The sequence below is a fragment of the Streptomyces violaceus genome, from assembly GCF_036014075.1.
In the GTDB taxonomy this organism is placed as follows: domain Bacteria; phylum Actinomycetota; class Actinomycetes; order Streptomycetales; family Streptomycetaceae; genus Streptomyces; species Streptomyces violaceus.
In genome coordinates, this window is sequence record NZ_CP107911.1 from 87,329 (window position 1) to 102,898 (window position 15,570).

The 15,570-nt window shown below is 69.0% G+C and carries 14 protein-coding genes and 4 pseudogenes; 12 read left to right on the forward strand and 6 right to left on the reverse strand.

The annotated features are described in order from the left end of the window. The first annotated feature begins 359 nt into the window (after positions 1 to 359). On the forward strand, positions 360 to 1,223 hold the full coding sequence (locus tag OG542_RS00295) for a hypothetical protein (RefSeq protein ID WP_328407098.1): 864 nt from the start codon (positions 360 to 362) through the stop codon (positions 1,221 to 1,223). Positions 1,224 to 1,244: 21 nt separating this feature from the next. Here OG542_RS00295 and OG542_RS00300 read toward each other — a convergent pair. The 3 pseudogenes from OG542_RS00300 to OG542_RS00310 all read right to left on the reverse strand — a co-directional run. Next, a pseudogene (locus OG542_RS00300) lies at positions 1,245 to 1,652 on the reverse strand (DUF6009 family protein). After that, positions 1,649 to 2,731: pseudogene (locus tag OG542_RS00305) on the reverse strand (DNA primase family protein); the annotation flags it as partial. The pseudogenes OG542_RS00305 and OG542_RS00300, both read right to left, overlap by 4 nt. A 427-nt stretch (positions 2,732 to 3,158) precedes the next feature. Next, positions 3,159 to 3,500: pseudogene (locus OG542_RS00310) on the reverse strand (transposase family protein); the annotation flags it as partial. Between the two features lie 156 nt (positions 3,501 to 3,656). On the opposite strand from OG542_RS00310, the gene OG542_RS00315 reads away from it, so the two are divergent. The 7 genes from OG542_RS00315 (at position 3,657) to OG542_RS00345 (ending at position 8,365) form a co-directional block, all read left to right on the forward strand. After that, positions 3,657 to 4,196, forward strand: coding sequence for an RNA polymerase sigma factor (locus tag OG542_RS00315; RefSeq protein ID WP_328407101.1), 540 nt, complete (start codon positions 3,657 to 3,659; stop codon positions 4,194 to 4,196). Beyond that, a complete protein-coding gene (locus OG542_RS00320) occupies positions 4,193 to 4,993 on the forward strand; it encodes a hypothetical protein (protein WP_328407103.1) in 801 nt (266 codons plus the stop codon). Before OG542_RS00315 ends, OG542_RS00320 begins: the two co-directional genes overlap by 4 nt. 33 nt (positions 4,994 to 5,026) lie before the next feature. Further along, positions 5,027 to 5,821, forward strand: coding sequence for an ABC transporter ATP-binding protein (locus OG542_RS00325; protein ID WP_328407105.1), 795 nt, complete (start codon positions 5,027 to 5,029; stop codon positions 5,819 to 5,821). Further along, positions 5,818 to 7,128: a hypothetical protein gene (locus OG542_RS00330; RefSeq protein WP_328407107.1), complete on the forward strand. Its 1,311-nt coding sequence runs from the start codon at positions 5,818 to 5,820 to the stop codon at positions 7,126 to 7,128. Before OG542_RS00325 ends, OG542_RS00330 begins: the two co-directional genes overlap by 4 nt. Next, positions 7,125 to 7,715, forward strand: a complete 591-nt coding sequence (locus OG542_RS00335; protein ID WP_328407109.1) for a hypothetical protein — start codon at positions 7,125 to 7,127, stop codon at positions 7,713 to 7,715. The genes OG542_RS00330 and OG542_RS00335 overlap by 4 nt, the downstream gene beginning before the upstream one ends. Before the next feature lie 79 nt (positions 7,716 to 7,794). Next, positions 7,795 to 7,941: a hypothetical protein gene (locus OG542_RS00340; RefSeq protein ID WP_328407111.1), complete on the forward strand. Its 147-nt coding sequence runs from the start codon at positions 7,795 to 7,797 to the stop codon at positions 7,939 to 7,941. Between the two features lie 196 nt (positions 7,942 to 8,137). Beyond that, entirely contained in the window at positions 8,138 to 8,365 is a 228-nt protein-coding gene (locus OG542_RS00345) for a hypothetical protein (protein WP_328407113.1), read from the forward strand. Here the strand turns inward: OG542_RS00345 and OG542_RS00350 are convergent. Then, positions 8,334 to 8,870: a dihydrofolate reductase family protein gene (locus OG542_RS00350; RefSeq protein ID WP_328407115.1), complete on the reverse strand. Its 537-nt coding sequence runs from the start codon at positions 8,868 to 8,870 to the stop codon at positions 8,334 to 8,336. The two genes, OG542_RS00345 and OG542_RS00350, sit on opposite strands and share 32 nt — an antisense overlap. A gap of 46 nt (positions 8,871 to 8,916) precedes the next feature. On the opposite strand from OG542_RS00350, the gene OG542_RS00355 reads away from it, so the two are divergent. Together OG542_RS00355 and OG542_RS40840 are read left to right on the forward strand one after the other, a co-directional pair. After that, entirely contained in the window at positions 8,917 to 9,414 is a 498-nt protein-coding gene (locus tag OG542_RS00355; protein WP_328407117.1) for a hypothetical protein, read from the forward strand. 325 nt (positions 9,415 to 9,739) lie between these two features. Next, positions 9,740 to 10,115: pseudogene (locus OG542_RS40840) on the forward strand (hypothetical protein); the annotation flags it as partial. Between the two features lie 677 nt (positions 10,116 to 10,792). Here OG542_RS40840 and OG542_RS00360 read toward each other — a convergent pair. After that, positions 10,793 to 11,131: a thioredoxin family protein gene (locus OG542_RS00360; protein WP_328407120.1), complete on the reverse strand. Its 339-nt coding sequence runs from the start codon at positions 11,129 to 11,131 to the stop codon at positions 10,793 to 10,795. A 549-nt stretch (positions 11,132 to 11,680) separates the two neighbouring features. After that, positions 11,681 to 12,820 (reverse strand): helix-turn-helix domain-containing protein, encoded by a 1,140-nt coding sequence (locus OG542_RS00365; protein ID WP_328407122.1) that lies wholly within the window; start codon positions 12,818 to 12,820, stop codon positions 11,681 to 11,683. Between the two features lie 87 nt (positions 12,821 to 12,907). Here OG542_RS00365 and OG542_RS00370 point away from each other — a divergent pair, with 87 nt between their 5' ends. Together OG542_RS00370 and OG542_RS00375 are read left to right on the forward strand one after the other, a co-directional pair. Then, a complete protein-coding gene (locus tag OG542_RS00370) occupies positions 12,908 to 13,963 on the forward strand; it encodes a ferredoxin reductase (RefSeq protein WP_328407124.1) in 1,056 nt (351 codons plus the stop codon). A gap of 7 nt (positions 13,964 to 13,970) precedes the next feature. Next, complete coding sequence (locus tag OG542_RS00375; RefSeq protein WP_328407126.1) at positions 13,971 to 15,089, forward strand: fatty acid desaturase family protein; 1,119 nt, start codon at positions 13,971 to 13,973, stop codon at positions 15,087 to 15,089. Positions 15,090 to 15,570 lie beyond the last annotated feature (481 nt).

Sequence of the window (15,570 nt, forward strand, 5' to 3'; positions counted from 1 at the left end):
TGCCGCCTGAGCGGTGGGCGACACGAGCGCAGCGAGCAGGCCGCCAGCCGCAGCGATCCCCGCACCGTAGCTCGGACGTCTTCGGCGGAGCCGTACGGGGCGTTCAAGAACGCTCATCATCGAGCCAGTTACTGAGTGGGGCACGGCACGCCGAAGCCGGTCGATCAGACAGGTTCCGTGGGCTGCCGCGGTAACGTGAATGAACCGGCTCGCGAAGGGCTGGACCGTGTACCTGAGCTGTCCCGGGACACTCACGGATACCGACAGAGGGTGTGGGGCACCCACTTCGCGCGCTCACCACAATCACAGCACGCAATGCGTGGTGATCCAGCCGACCGGGCGGCGACCAAGGACTCACCATGCCCTCCTCCTACCGGCGCCGAGCTGCGCACACCCGCGCCGCCTTCACTGGCGAGACCGCCTCCCTGGCCGGCCCCGGCATCACTCGCCGGCACACTCCAGGACTCGACGCCTGCACCGCGCCGCAACGGCGCCTTCGCGCTCTGCTGGCCCTCGGCATGTTCAACCACGGACCCACCAGTTTCTGGCCCCGCCTGATGAGCCTGGCCGACATCACGCGCTACACCCTGGTCTTCTCGCCCCGCCAGGACGATCTGGTCATCACCGCCCGGGCCCCCTACAACGTGGCCTGCTGGCTGGTCGGCCGCGACACCCTCCCTGAAGTCGGTCTCCCGGGACTTCGAGTAGAGACCTCATACGACGAGGGGTGGCGTCTGCGGCATCTGCCCACGGGCGCCACGATGACCATCACCGGCGACCGCCACGGACGCCTGCTGGACAGCCCAGGCGCGGACAGCAACTACCAGAAGTTGTGGGGAACCGAAGTAGCTGTAAGCGAAGAGGAGAACGCCGTCCTGAAGGCGCTTCCCCGCCTCGACGAGGACACCGAGGCGGCGCTGGCCGCCCTGACAGTCCGGCTCTGCCTCCGGGACCCGGCCGGTACCTGGAACCTCGGCATGTGGTTCTGGGAACCCTCCGGCCGCCCTGTTCGAGGAGGCGCCCACCACCGTCGGCTGTCCGCCGAAGGAAACCGGTGCGAACTCCACTGGGACTCCGCCCCATACCCCGACGACCTGAGAACTGCCCTCACTCACCCCGTCATCGGACTCCCAGGCGCGACAAGCCGCTCTACCTCCACCGGGTGGCAGCTGCTCTACAGACACACCACCCTCACCGCTGTTCCTTGGCCGTTCCTCCCCTGACCCAGCGCAGGCTCGTGTCGCCTACAGCGGGAACTGTATGCCGAGTTCCTGCATGGCCAGGCCAGAGAGGGCGGGCCGCCTTCGGAGCGTTCGGTCTTGGAGCCCCCTGACACAGGGTTCGAGGGTGCGGGGGTCGACACCTTCGGCGGGGGCGCTCCTGGCGTACAGCCCTTCGGGGTCGCTGTCGCGGTCGTGCGGCAGGACCCAGAACACTCGGCGGCGGAAGGTGCCGGAGTGACGGGAGGCCTTGGCGATGGGGCCGAGGATGGTGTTACCGACCACGCGGCCGTCGCGATGGTAGGCGGGCTTGCTCTTGCGGTTGGGCAGCCGGTCCAGGCTCTGACGGACGTAGTCGAGTTTGTCGATGTCTTCCAGCCAGACGAGGTCGGTTTCGTGGCTGATCTCGTCCGCGCTGATCAGGGAGCTCAGGCGGGGGCGTCCCCTTCCTCGTCGGTGAGCAGTCCGATGCCGGGGTAGTGCTTGCCATCTCCCTTGGCGAAGCCAGTCCCACGAGGTTACGGGTGCGGGACGGGAGGCGAACGCGCGGGAGGAGACGACGCGCTCCCCCTCACTGTGGCACCACCGCATGTATGCGGCGTAGAGCACGGTCTGCTCGGCGCGCAGGTCGGGGGCCAGGCGGCAGCGCTCTTTGTAGAAGCGGCCAGTGTGGTCTTCTGTTTCGGCGTAGGCGGTGGTGGCGATGCGGACGCGCTGGAGTCCGGTGAGGTCCTTCTCGCGGGCTAGGTAGCGGCGAGCGCCGTCGATGAGCCAGCCCAGGATGCCGGGGCCTTCCTCTATGACGAGGAGGTCGGCCAGGTTGTCGATCTTGCGGTCGTCGGAGACGATGCGCTCGAACGGGACCAGGCGCATGCGGCGTCAGAACGCGAAGCCGCCGGTGCCGACTTCGGGGCGGGTGTTGCCCAGCAGCCGGAGTTTGTGGGTGGGTTCGAAGCTGTAGGGGTCCTGCCGCATGCGCCGTGCCTTGATGCGGTCGCCGCCGGTGAGGAGTTTGACCCGGGCCTCGTCGAACTTGCCGTCGGGCCTGATCTCGGAGCAGACGTAGACGCGCATGCCATGGAGTTCGGCGAGGTCGGTGGGGTGGCCTTCAAAGGGTTTGGCCATCAGGAAGCCGGGCGGGGCCGCGTCCGAGCAGTCGCCGAGCTTCATGCAGACGTCCAGGAAGATGCACTTGCCGTTCTTGCCCTTGCCGAAGAGGAAGGGCACGACCTGGCCTCCGACGTCGCCGGTGATCGAGTACCCGAGGAGTAGTTGCAGGTAGTTGATCATTTGCTTGCCTTCGGCATCGTCGCCGAAGGTGTCGGTCAGGAAGCGGTTGCGTGGCCATGTTCCGGGGCCGACGGTGGTGGAGCGGGAGTGGAAGTCCTTGCTCGGGTCGGGTGCCGTCAGCAGCCCGGTGCGCAGGTCGACGATTCCTTGGGGGGTGCACAGGGCGTAAGGGTCGGCGTCCAGGCGGTCGGGTTTAGCGCCATGCCGGGTGCGGACTGCGCCACCTGACCCGCAAGGGAGTCTCGGGCCGGGCCGGTCTCCGTTGTGGCCGGTGTGCTGGGGTTCGGTGCGAGGCCGGCAGACGCCGTGGACGTGCGGCTGTGGCCCCCGGCGACTGGCCACCGTTGCAGCGCGCCGCCCTGACCCTGGCCCTCGCTGGGACGTTGCTGACCTGATCGCTTAGTGCCTGTTTCTGATCCCCGGTTTTGAGCAGCCTTGGAGCCTAGGATGGCGGGGTGTCCGGGGACGACGGGCAGGCCGGAGAGCGGGTGTGCGAAGGCTGCGGTGAACGGCTCAGGCCCTAAGCACGTCCGGATGCGGTGTACTGAGCACTGGGCATCGTGAAGTTGCTGGTCACGGGTCTGCTGTGGGCGGGGGCCGGAGTGCTCGTCCTGATCGTGGGCGGATGACTTCCGCGTAGATCATCGGTCACCGGGAGACTTCGCGGTTCGTCAGTACCAGCAGGGCCCGCACCAGGGCGGTCGCCCACTTCGGGTCGGTGCGGATCTTGCCGAGGACCCGCCAGTTCTTGAGGTGGGCGAAGCCGTGCTCGACCGGTGCTCGGACGGCGGCGAGGGCCTTGTTGGACCGTTTCTGACCGCGGGTCAATGGGCGGTTCCGGGCGGCTTTGTAACCGGTGATCACGGCCGGGTCGGCGTCGGGGGCGCTGTCGTCGAGGCCGACGACTCCGGCGAATTCGGCGAACCCCTGCACCGTGAGGGTCGACGTGGCGCCCGGTAACGACGCCGGCGAGCGTAGGGCCCGCGTGCGCGAGGCGCTCCAGGGCGGCTGCCCACGGTGCGATTCGGGCAGGTCGGCGATGTGGACGACCTCGCGCTCGGCGTAGAGCGCTGTTGCCTTCGGTAGCCGCCGAAGCGTCCGAGAACCTGAAGGGACGGTCGTTTCGTCTCCCTGATCGTGAAAGGGATGGCAGACCTCGACGAGGCAGAACTCGTGCGTCGCGTCGCCGGTGGTGACCGGTCGGCGTTCGACGAGTTGTATCGGCGTACTTCGCCCTGGTTGGCGGTGCGGCTCCGCCGCCGCTGCGCCGACGACGACGTCGTCGCCGACGTGCTCCAGGAGACCTACCTGGCGGTCTGGCGTGCGGCCGGCAGCTATGCGGACTCCGTGACCGAGGGCAGTGCGGTCGGCTGGCTCTGGGCGATCGCCGCGAACCGTCTCGTCGACGCGTTCCGCCGACGTGCCCGGCAGGAGCGGGTGCCGACGGTTGCCCTTCTCGATACGACCGCGCCGGCCGCCGAGGACGAGGTGATGGCGAACCGCGTCGACCAGAACTTCGAACAGGCGCTGCTGCGGCTGCCACCGGAGTTGCGGCAGGTGCTGCAGGCGATGGTGCTCGATGACCTGTCGGTCCGTCAGACGGCGGTGCTGCTCGGTATGCCGGAGGGCACGGTGAAAACCCGCGCGCGGCGGGCTCGGATCGCGTTGCGGAAGGCGCTCTCATGACTCATCCCACCACCACGATCCTGGCCCGCTACGCGGACGGCGGGCACGGACTCGACGACGCCGCGCTCTGGTCGATCGAGGTCCATCTCGACGCGTGCGCCAACTGCCGTGAGTCACTGGCCGCCAAGGCCACCCCTGCCACGACGGATCTGCTCGACCGTGTCGCCGTCTCGCTCGGCCAGGCGATCGAAGCGAGCCCGTCGCCGACCCGGCAACGCACACCAGCAGCGGCCGTGCACCGACGCTGGCTCGCGTGGACGCTGCTGCCCTGGCTCGCGGTGACCGTCGCGGTGCTGGGCTGTGGCGTACTCCTGGACTCCGCCGAGCCGAGCCTGCCGTCGCTCGTGCTGCTGCTGGCCCCGGTGGCTCCGCTGCCCGGCGTCGCGGTGGCCTGGAGCCGGCGGATCGACCCCGCCTGGGAACTGATCGCCACCACAGCGGCAGCCGGCCTGGCCATGGTGCTGCGGCGGACGCTCGCGGTGCTCGTCGTCGTGCTTCCGGCATTGCTGGTGGCGGGTGTGGGCACCGGAACCTCGCTGGCCCTCACCCTGCTGCCGTGCCTGGCGTTCACGGGGGCCACCCTCGTGCTCGGCGCCCTCATCGGCGTACGGCGCGCGGCGATCGGACTCGCGGTGGTCTGGTCCGCGGCAGTCCTGCTGCCGAGTGTGGCGGCACAGTCCCTGTCCCCGGTACTGCAGCCGGGCAGCACCGCCGACTGGGTGGTGGCCACCGTGGCCCTTGCCGCGATCACACCGCTCGCCGCCACGCACTTCCGCCGCCTGACCAGTGGCAACTGACCCCCCCATCAACAGGATCAACAGGAGAGACCCATGCGAGCGGTGCGTGCTGCCGAAACGGCTCCCACCCTTCATCCCTGGCTCGTCCGCGCAAAAGAACTGCGTGTCCGGGCCGGCCGGCACCTGGCCGTCGACGAACTCGACTTGACGCTGACTGCCGGCGTGCACGGTGTGCTCGGCCCGAACGGCGCCGGCAAGACCACTCTGATGCGCGCGCTGTCCACCGTCGTCAAGCCCGCCAGCGGCTCATTGACGCTGCTAGGCGCGGAGGTGGACGGCCGTGCCGACCTGCGTGAGGTGCGTCGCAAACTGGGGTATCTGCCGCAGCAGTTCGGCTTCTACCCGCGGTTTACCGTCCGCGAGTTCGTCGCGTACATGGCCTGGCTCAAGGAAATGCCCAAAACCGCGATACCCGACGCCGTGCAACGCGCGATCGATCGGGTGGGTCTCACCACCAAGGCCGACGCCAAGATGAAGACGCTGTCCGGCGGCATGCTGCGCCGGGCCGGCATCGCCCAGGCCATCGTGAACGACCCCGAACTGCTCCTGCTCGACGAGCCCACCGTCGGACTTGACCCCGAACAACGTCTCGACTTCCGCGACCTGCTGCGTGACCTCGGCGCCGACAGCTGTGTCCTGGTCTCCACCCACCTCGTCGAGGACGTCGTCGCTGCCTGCACCGACGTCATCCTCATGAACGAAGGCCGACTCCTCTTCCAGGGCACCCCCGACGACCTGATCGCCCGCGGCGGGCAGGGCGAGGCGGGCGACAGCCCTGCGGAGCGCGGCTACTCCGCACTCCTGCGCCGGCACCGGAGCAACGCATGAACCGCATCCTCGGCATCGAGCTCCGGCGCTCGGCCGCCCTCGGCGCCGCGCTCCTGATCGCCGTCGCCGGCACGATCGTCCTCCACGCCACCGCGGGGCGATGGTCCACGGGGTGGATGGCGCTGGCCATGACGCAGCGCGAATACCTCGCGGTTCTCTCGCCCCTTGCGATGGCCGCCGGCGCCTGGCAGTCCTATCGCGAGCACCGGGCGAACGTCGCCGAACTGCTCGCCGCCGTGCCCCGCCCGAGACCGCAGCGCATGGTGCCGATCCTGGCCACGACGGCCCTGGCGGTGCTCGTCGCCTACCTGGTCACGCTCCTCGCGGCGGCACCACGGATCGCCGACACGGCGCGCTACCTGCCGCCGGGCGCGTTTGTCGTCGTGGCCGTCGGGCTGGTCGCGATGATCGCCTCGGCCTGGCTCGGGTTGGCCGTCGGACGCCTGGTGCCGGCGCTCGCCACCGCACCCGCGCTGGCCGTGATCGGCTTCGCGCTACTGATCCTCGCGCCCCACGGCCTTCCGGACGGCGGATTCACGGCGGCGTTCTCGCCGGCCATGGGGATGAGCATGTTCAGCGACTACGACACCGTCGACGGCGGAGTCAGCGCCGCCCAGGCACTCTGGACGGCCGCGGTTGCGGTGGCCGGCGTCGTGCTCTTCGCCGTCCAAAACCGTAAGTTCGCGTTCGCCGCGCTGCTGCCGCTGGCCATCGGGGCCACGGCCACGGCCCTGGTGGTGCCGACCGGCGATGCCTATGACCAAGGGACGCTCGACCCGGTCGCCCAGGAGCTGGTGTGCACCGACGACACCCCGCGGGTCTGCGTCAGCCGGGCGCACGAAGGGTTGCTGCCCGAGGTAACCCCCAAGGCCCGGCACGCGTTGGAACTCCTGGCGAAAACATCAATCGTCGAGGCACATGAGGACACGTCCACGTTCTCTCCTCCTACGTCACCGAGGTCGCGGGCCGACACCGCGCTGATGAGTATCACGGTCGACAAGCACGGTCATCTCGCCCACCCGGGACGGCTCGAACCGACGATGCTCACCGGAGTGTTCACCGGCCCTCTCAGCTGCGGAGACAACCGGAACTTGACAGTCGCCACCGCTGCGGCCTACTGGCTGCTCGACCGGGAGCCGACCGCCGGTCCCGATGGTCTCGAATTCGATGACCCGGACGCCGTCAAGCTCTGGAAGGGACTACATGCACTGCCGCGAGCCGAGGCCGAAGCCCGGGTCCTCGCCGTCTATCAGGCCGCCCAGAAGTGCCAGGACACCACCGACCTCCTGAGCCGAGGCACCCGATGACAGGACTGACGCTCTACGTCCGCTCGCGCCAGGTGCCGGCGGCGCTCGGCGCGGCCGGCGCGGGCACTGCCATCGTGTGGCTGCTGGCGACGGCCTTCAGGGGTAAGGGCGAGGTGAGCAGCACCGTACTCGCCCTGACGGTCCTGCTCCTGGTAGCCGTCGCCACCACCACGCTCTCAGGCCCCGACGACACCCTGGACCGCACGGCGGCGAGGCCGTGGGGGTGGCTGCGGATGTCCCACCTGGCCACGGCCCTGGGATGCGTACTCATGCTGCTGCTGGCCACACTGCTCACCGGCACGCGGTTCGGGCCGTTCGGATGTGTCGTCCGCGACGCGGCCGGCCTGCTGGGCCTGACCGCCCTGGGGACGGCCACGGTCGGCACCGCTCGCTCGTGGTTCCTGCCTCTCGGGTGGACGCTCGGCGCGGCGGCGTTCCCGGGCATGGGCACCGCGGGGGAGGCGCTGACCTGGCAGACACAGGCCTCCGACAGCCGACCCGCGGCCGTGGTCGCAGCGGTACTCACCGTCGCCGGAACCGCCGCCTACGTCAGCCGAGGCCCACGTACTACAGCCGGAGATCTGTGACGGAGCCTGTGTGGTGTCGTTGACCGGGCATGATGCTGGGTGTGACGGCTGAGCAGATACCCGAGTGGGATAAGGATCAGTGTGGGACGCCGGCCGGCTGCGGGACGCGGACCGCAATGACGTCATCACGCATCTGGGGGAAGCGGATGCCATGGTGATGCTCACCTACGCCACCGCCGCCGGGCACGCCTCCATCGACCGCCGCCCGTCTCTGCCCGAGCAATGAGGCGCGTGCATCGTGAACCGCGGGTCATGGTCCTGCGTGTGCGGGGCGATTCGGGTACTCGCGCCGGTCGGCGGTCGATGACCATGGCGTAGATCATCGGGCAGATCCGGTTCCGGCGGGATGCCGGGTTCGGCTGCGCCCCCGATCGGCCCCGCAAGCAGGTCGGCACGCTGTGAGAGCGCGGGAGGCTGCACAGATGCAGGTGCGTCAGTGGATCACCGCCCGCCAGAGCGAACTGGACGCCCTTGCCGAGCAGCTTCAGGATGTTCAGGTCGAGCGGGATGAGCTGGCGATCGCGGAGCGGGTGTTGAACCGCCTGGCCGAGCAGGCTGAACGGGCCCAGGCCGAGGCTGCCACTCCGGTATCGGCAAAGGTGGCCGGGCGGGCGGTGGCTACTTGCGCACGTGGAAGCGCAGCATGGTGACCCCGCCCGACTGGACGTTGCTGAACGGTTCCAGGTCGATCCGGTCGAGGCCCGGCGGCGCGAAGCGGACGCCGTCGCCGAGCAGCACCGGCAGCACGTACACCAGGATCTCGTCGACGAGGCCGCGCTGCAGGCACTGGGCGGCCACGTCGGCGCCGAGGATCTCCAGGTTCTTGTCGCCGGCGGCATGGCGTGCCGTGGCCACGGCTTCCTCGATGTCGCAGGTGAGGAAGGTGACGTTGGGGTCCGGCTCGTCGGGCGGGCGGTGGGTGAGGACGAACTGCGCCCCGCCGTCGTAGTCGGTGTTCTCGTCGGACATGCGCTTGCCGGCCTCGTACGTGCCCCGGCCGATGAGCATGGCGCCCGTGGCCGCCATGACCTCCGGGAACGTCGCCGACGTCATGTGCTCGAAGATCCAGTCCATGGTGTAACCGGGACCGGCGATGAACCCATCGAGGGACATCACCCTGTTCACGACCACTTTGCCGGTGCTCGCATGTGTCATGCGTCTTCTCCAAGCACGTGGAGGGCCGGGATCGCATCATAGGCCGGTGAGCAACATCTTCTCCGGCGGTAGCCACCACCTGGACCTGTCCAATGGCGCCACCGCGGTGTTCATCGACGTGCTGATGCTGGCCGTGTCCGATCTCGCCTCCGAGGACTGGGACTTCCGCTTCGCGGCGCTGCTGACCCTGCAGGACCAGAACGTCATGGGGCGCGGTGCCGTCGGGTTCGACCTGGCGGAGTTCGACTGGGGTGCGACGGAGCGGGAACGCGCCCGCGCGAAGGACTTCGTGCTGCGTGCCACAGCACTCGCGGCGAGCGGACATCGCTGGAGCGAGCTGGGCTACCACCCGCCCCGCGTGCATGACTACCTGCACCGCTTCACGACCATGGTGGAGTCCTGCACCCCGCCCGCCGACAGTAGCGCCACACGCGGCTTCCCCGGCCCGGACGGGGCCGCGATGGCCTCGTGCGTGCGCCACCGCGTCCTCAGCGCGCTCCCGCTCTGGGACGGCTGCTTCCTCTGTAATCGGCCGCACTACTAGCCCGGCTCGATTCCACATAAGGCGGGCTCTGCCTGCGGAGTTCCCTCCGTGGGAGACGGTTTACGGGTTTTTCTGGAGGTGGAACCGGGCCGGGGTCGTCACCTACATCCGGGACGGGCTCCGCCGCCGGATCCGTACCGGGAAGGGCCGCTGCCCGCATCCGGTGACACTGATCGTCGACTCCCAGTCGGTCAAGGCCGCCTCGACCGTCGGCAAAGACAGCCGCGGATACGACGCCGCGAAAAAGGTCAATGGGCGTAAGTGACATATCGCGGTCGATACGCTGGGCCTGCCCGTGATGATCACGGTGACGCCCGCCGACATCCTGGACCGCGCCGCCGCACGCGACGTGTTCTGGCGCCTACGTCTCACTCAGCCGCAGATCACCCAGGTCTGGGCCGATCGCGGCTACGCCGGCGACCTCGTGGACCGGGGTCCGCGAACGCCTCTGGCTCACCCTGCGCATCGTCTCCTGGCCCAAGGGCACCAAGGGATTCGTCGTCCTGCCCCGCCGCTGGAAGGTCGAACGCACCGTTGGCTGGTGCATGAACGCCCGCCGCAACGCACGCGACTACGAACGCCTGCCGCAGCACTCCGAAGCCCACCTGCTGGGCCCTCATCACCATGATGACCCGGCGACTCACCCGCAAGAACCCCCGCACCAGCCAGTGACGAAGAAGACGGCGGCGGACAACGGCTGACCGGGTCAGATCAAGAGCACTCGCTCAGGACGCCAACACCCTTCTCAACAAGAAGGCGCGCGAGCCGCACCTCGCGCGGCGCTACAGACACTCGAGGATCAGGCATCTGGAAGGCGTCGCCGTCGAAGCGCGGAATGACGTGGAGGTGCAAGTGGGGAAGCGCCTGGCCGGGTATGCCGTTGTTCTGCGTGACCGTGCTTCCGACAGCTTGGTAGGCGCAGTCACGTGAGCGAGCGGCAACACCAGGGTGTGACCTGGGTTTTTCTCCCGCTGCATGAGAGTGGGGATGACGGGTCACCCTGGCCGATGCCCAGAACTCGCTGGTCGCACGGGAGTTGCTGTTCCGTCTCGCGCTGATGCACCCGGAGATCGCCATCGTCTGGGCAGACTCCGCCTAAGCCAAGAAACGGTTCATTCCCTGGGCGAGGAAGTACCTCGACATCACCATCAAAACGGTCCGGGGATGCGGGGCGAGTGGTGCTGCGGTCGAGGCGGGGCACCGAGATGGAGCCGGCGTTCCCGGAGGTTGCGGCCGGCGCCGCGCAGCTGCCGGACGCGACCTCGCTCGATGGCGTCATGTGACCTGTGAGGGTGTCTCAGCCCCAAGATGTCTCAGGCGGCGCAGCTCCCATAGGCGAGGCGTGACGGGCGTCGCGGCCACGTGCCGCAGCGGCCGCTCAGAGGTGGCCGTCCAGGAACTTCCGTACCTCGGCGATGGTCATAGGACCCGTGCCGTGCGCCACCGCCTCTCCCTTCTTCAGCAGGACGCAGGACGGGGCTCCGGTGATCCCGTATCGCTCGGTTGCGCCTGGACAACGCGTGATGTCGGCGCGGACGGCCGTCAGGCGGCCCGCGTAGTCGTCGGCGATGCCACCCACGACGAGGTCCATCACCCGGCAGGACTCGATTGCCTTGGGCCATGTCCCGGTGAAGTATGCGAGGACCGGAACTCCGCTCATCCCGAGGATGAAATTGAACTCCGCGTCCTCACGGGGTCGGTGAACCCGCTTCGCCATGGAAGCTCCTGACCTCACGTTCCGTCATTCCATCCCCATCTTCCCTCGCGCGGTGTGCCAGGCCGGCCCGGTCGGTCGTCCGGTTGACCTGTAGGAAGGGCGGCACGGGGCCGTCGCAGAACCACGGTGGTCCCCGGCGCGAGCGGCTCGGCCCCCGCCTCTGGTGACTCGGCCTGGCTGCCCCGCCAGTCACCCAGTTGCAGCCCGGCGCGCGCCTGTGGGTCGGCTCGTGCCAGGACAGCGCCCTACACGACGACATGAAAGCCGTTTTCCAGGGTATAAGGGCCCGGATCACCGACCAGATGCTCGATGAGCGCGTCGACGAGCGGGCCGGTGCGCATCGTCCACCGGATCCAGTCGAGCCGTATCCGTCACCGCGCTTCTCGGAGACAGCGCCCCCGACGGGCTTCCCGAGGCCTTGTCTGGTCTTCACATCAACCCCCGGTCTCAGCTGGCTCATACCGCTCTTCCCCGGGCCGCATGAGCCGGCTGATGGCACCGAGAACGAGGCACGATTCCTGGACCGCTCGTGGACGGTCGCAGTGCGCGTCAGCCGGCCCGAAGACCGACCGCCAGCGTCAGTTCAAGGACCCGGTGTGGCGATGCGAGATCCGGGAACAGCTCCCGCAGCTGCGACATCCGATACCGGACGGTCTGGGGATGGACGAACAACGCCGCCGCCACCTCGTCCCGCCTGCCCTGGTGCAGCAGCCACTCCCGCAACGTCTCCTCCAGCCGCTGTGCGGTCGCGACAGGCAGGGTCCGCAACGGTGCGAGGGCTCGGGCACGCAGGTCTGCGTACGCGTCCACGTCGGCGCTCAGCACCAGCTCGGGCAGGTGGTCCTCGGTGTCGCGAATATCGGAGGAGAGGGAGCGCGCGCGTGCGGCTCGTGCGTACGAGGCGGACGCACGAGTCCATGGCCGGGCCGGGCCGACCACGGCGGTGCGGTCGGTCAGCTGCCGCAAGAGATGTGATCGGTCGGCATCGGGGACGAGCAGCACACCGGTGGCGTCCGGCAGATCGTCGAGGACGAGGGTGCTCGGGTCGAGCGCGCGGTGGGCAGGCCGCGCCTGGGCGGAGGGCAGCAGGACCGCGGTCAGCGAAACCGGAGGCTGCCATCCGGCCCGTTGAGCAGAGGCCAGCAGCACGTCCGGGCTCGCGCCGGCGAGGAGGTCGCGGGCCAGGTGTTCCAGGTGGCGCTCGTGGTCCCTGCCCCGGGCGGCCAGTTCGTCGGCGTGGCCCGCGGCGCTCGCGGCGGAGAGCTCGTCGATGTAGGCGAAGGTCAGCTCGGCGAACTTGGCGACCTCTGCGGCGGGCAGACCTGCGGGTACGGCACCCGCTGCCAGGCATCGCCAGGCCACGCGGGCGCCGACGCGGTAGGCGCTGAGCAGGGCGTCCATCGAACGGCCGTCGCGCACCTCGCCGCGGCCCAGCTCGTAGGCTGCGTCACCGGCGTCGCCGCCTGTGGCGTTCCCGCTCGCGAGGTCCAGGTAGTGCCCCAGGGCGGTGCGGACGGCTCGGCGGATGGTGGCGCCCATGTGGCCCGAGAGGGCGTTGGCGTAGGGAGGGACCTCGTCGATGATCGCCTGGACGACCTCGTCGGCGGTGGTCTTCAGCGCGCCCCGAAGTGCGGTGACCGTCGTCTCGTCCAGGGCCAGCTCGCTGGCCCTCCGGATTGCATGGCTCACGATTTTATTCCCTGCGAACAATTCCGCCGACCAGATTCACGTCCTTCGGTCAGGACTTTACGCCTTGAGGCACAGCAAGCTGGAGTCATGACGAGTGCAGCCCTCCGCAGCGGGGCGTGGAAACTGCTGGAGATGGTCACGACGCCGCTGCTGCCGTCGGACTACCTCGACCTGGTCAGCCCGCTGCGTGCGGGCGCTGACCTGCGTGGGCGCATCGAGGCCGTGCACCCCGAGACGGGTGACGCCGCGACCATCGTGATCAGGCCGGGACGGGGCTGGCGCGGTCACACAGCCGGTCAGTACGTGCGGATCGGGGTCGACGTCGACGGGGTGCGCCTGTGGCGTGCCTACTCCATCACTTCACCGGCAAACCGCCAGGACGGCCGCGTCACGATCACCGTGAAGGCGATCCCGGACGGCAAGGTCAGCAACCACCTGGTCCGCAGGGCGAAACCGGGCACGCTGATCCAGCTCGACCAGCCGACCGGTGACTTCGTGCTGCCGCAGGCCAAGCCCGCCAAGGTGCTCTACCTGACGGCCGGCAGCGGCATCACGCCCGTGATGGGCATGCTTCGCGACACCGAGTTCAACGACGTCGTCATGGTCCACTGCGCGCCACAGCCGCAAGACGTGATCTTCCGCAACGAACTGCACGACCTGGTCGCGGACAAGAAGCTGCGGCTCACCGAGGTGCACACCGACACAGACGGCATGCTCGACATCGCGCGTCTCGACGAACTCGTGCCCGACTGGGCCGAGCGCGAGACCTGGGCCTGCGGGCCCGCGGGCCTGCTCGACGCCGCCGAAGAGCACTGGACCGAGCACGGCGTCCAAGAGCGCCTGCACACCGAACGCTTCCGCCCCGGCATCGTCGTCACCGGCGACGGCGGCGAGGTCACGTTCAGCGCCACCGGCAAGACCGTCGACGCGGGCGGCGCCACGCCGTTGCTGGACGTCGGCGAGGAGGCCGGCGTGCTCATGCCCTCCGGGTGCCGGATGGGCATCTGCTTCGGCTGCATCACACCGCTCAAGGCCGGTGCCGTCCGCGACCTGCGCACCGGCGAGATCACCGAGGCCGAGCCGGGCGTCCTCATCCAGACCTGCGTGTCCGCCGCGGCGGGCCCCTGCGACATCGAACGGTAGGAACACCTTGACCGCCATCGACCCCACCGCCCACCTGACCGCGGAGCAGATCGAGGAGCTCGGCCGCGAGCTGGACGCGATCCGCGACGAGGTGATCGCCAGCCGGGGCGAGAAAGACGCCGCCTACATCCGCAAGGTCATCTCGGCGCAGCGCAAGCTCGAGCTGGTCAGCAGGGGCGTGCTGCTGTTCTCGATGTTCCCGCCCGCGTGGCTGCTCGGCACCGCCGGGCTGTCCGTGGCGAAGATCATGGACAACATGGAGATCGGCCACAACATCCTGCACGGCCAGTGGGACTGGATGCGAGACCCGAAGATCCACTCCACCACCTGGGAGTGGGATCACGTCTCGCCGGCCGACCAGTGGAAGCACTCGCACAACGAGCTGCACCACACGTACACCAACGTGATCGGCAAGGACAACGACCTCGGCTACGGCATCATGCGCGTCGACGAGGACCAGAAGTGGCACCCGTTCCACCTCGGCCAGCCGCTGTGGAACTTCATCAACGCCTGCTTCTTCGAGTACGGCATCGCCGCCTACGACCTGGAGCTCGGCAAGAACCTGCACAAGCGCCGCCGCAAGAACCCGGAGTTCCGCGCGCGGGCCAAGGCCGTGGGCCGCAAGATCCGCAAGCAGGTGCTCAAGGACTACGTGATCCACCCGCTGCTGTCGGGCCCGTCGTTCCTCCCCACGCTCGCCGCCACGTTCACCGCGAACCTGGTCCGCAACATCTGGACCCACTCGGTGATCATGTGCGGGCACTTCCCCGAGGGCGTACAGGTCTTCGAGCGCCGGTCGATCAAGGGCGAGACGCGCGGCCAGTGGTACCTGCGCCAGATGATGGGCTCGGCGAACATCAGCGGCAGCAAGGCCATGCACTTCATGACCGGCAACCTCTCGCACCAGATCGAGCACCACCTCTTCCCGGACCTGCCGAGCAACCGGTACGCCGAGGTCGCGGTGAAGGTGCGCGCGCTGTTCGAGAAGTACGAGCTGGAGTACGTCACCGGGCCGCTGCCCAAGCAGGTGTTCTCCGCGTGGCACAAGGTCTTCCGGCTCTCACTGCCGAACAAGAAGCCCAAGGTCAAAACGCCGGACCGCGGGCAGGAGCTCGTCGCCGCCTGATTCCCGGCACTGGTTCAGATCTCTCGGCCGTACCGGCGGCACCGCCGGGTTCGGTGAGATCCGTCGCGGACGGTGGACGGCCGCGACGTCAGACCGCACGAACGGGATCCGGGGCAGCCAGTGTCCGGCTGCCCTGCTACCTGGACGTGCGCCAGGAACTCAGCACCCAGCCCCCCGGCGAGGTGTTGTAGTGCGTTGACCTGCCATGGTCGGGCCGGTAGTCGGGTGCGTACGCGCACTCGGTTTACCGACGGGCGGGCTGGGCGGAAGGCACGGGCTGTGACGCGGACACTACCGGAACCGATGCTCGCCACCCCTGTGTCCGACCCTGCGCTGCTGCCGGGGTGCGCGGGGTGAGCCGAAGTGGGACAGGTGGCGGGCCCTGGTCTCCGACGACGCGGGCCGAGTCGTGCTGCACTCACGGCGGCACGAGCTTGGCCGCTTCGTTCCCGGAGATCGAATCCGGGAGCAGCCAACTGGC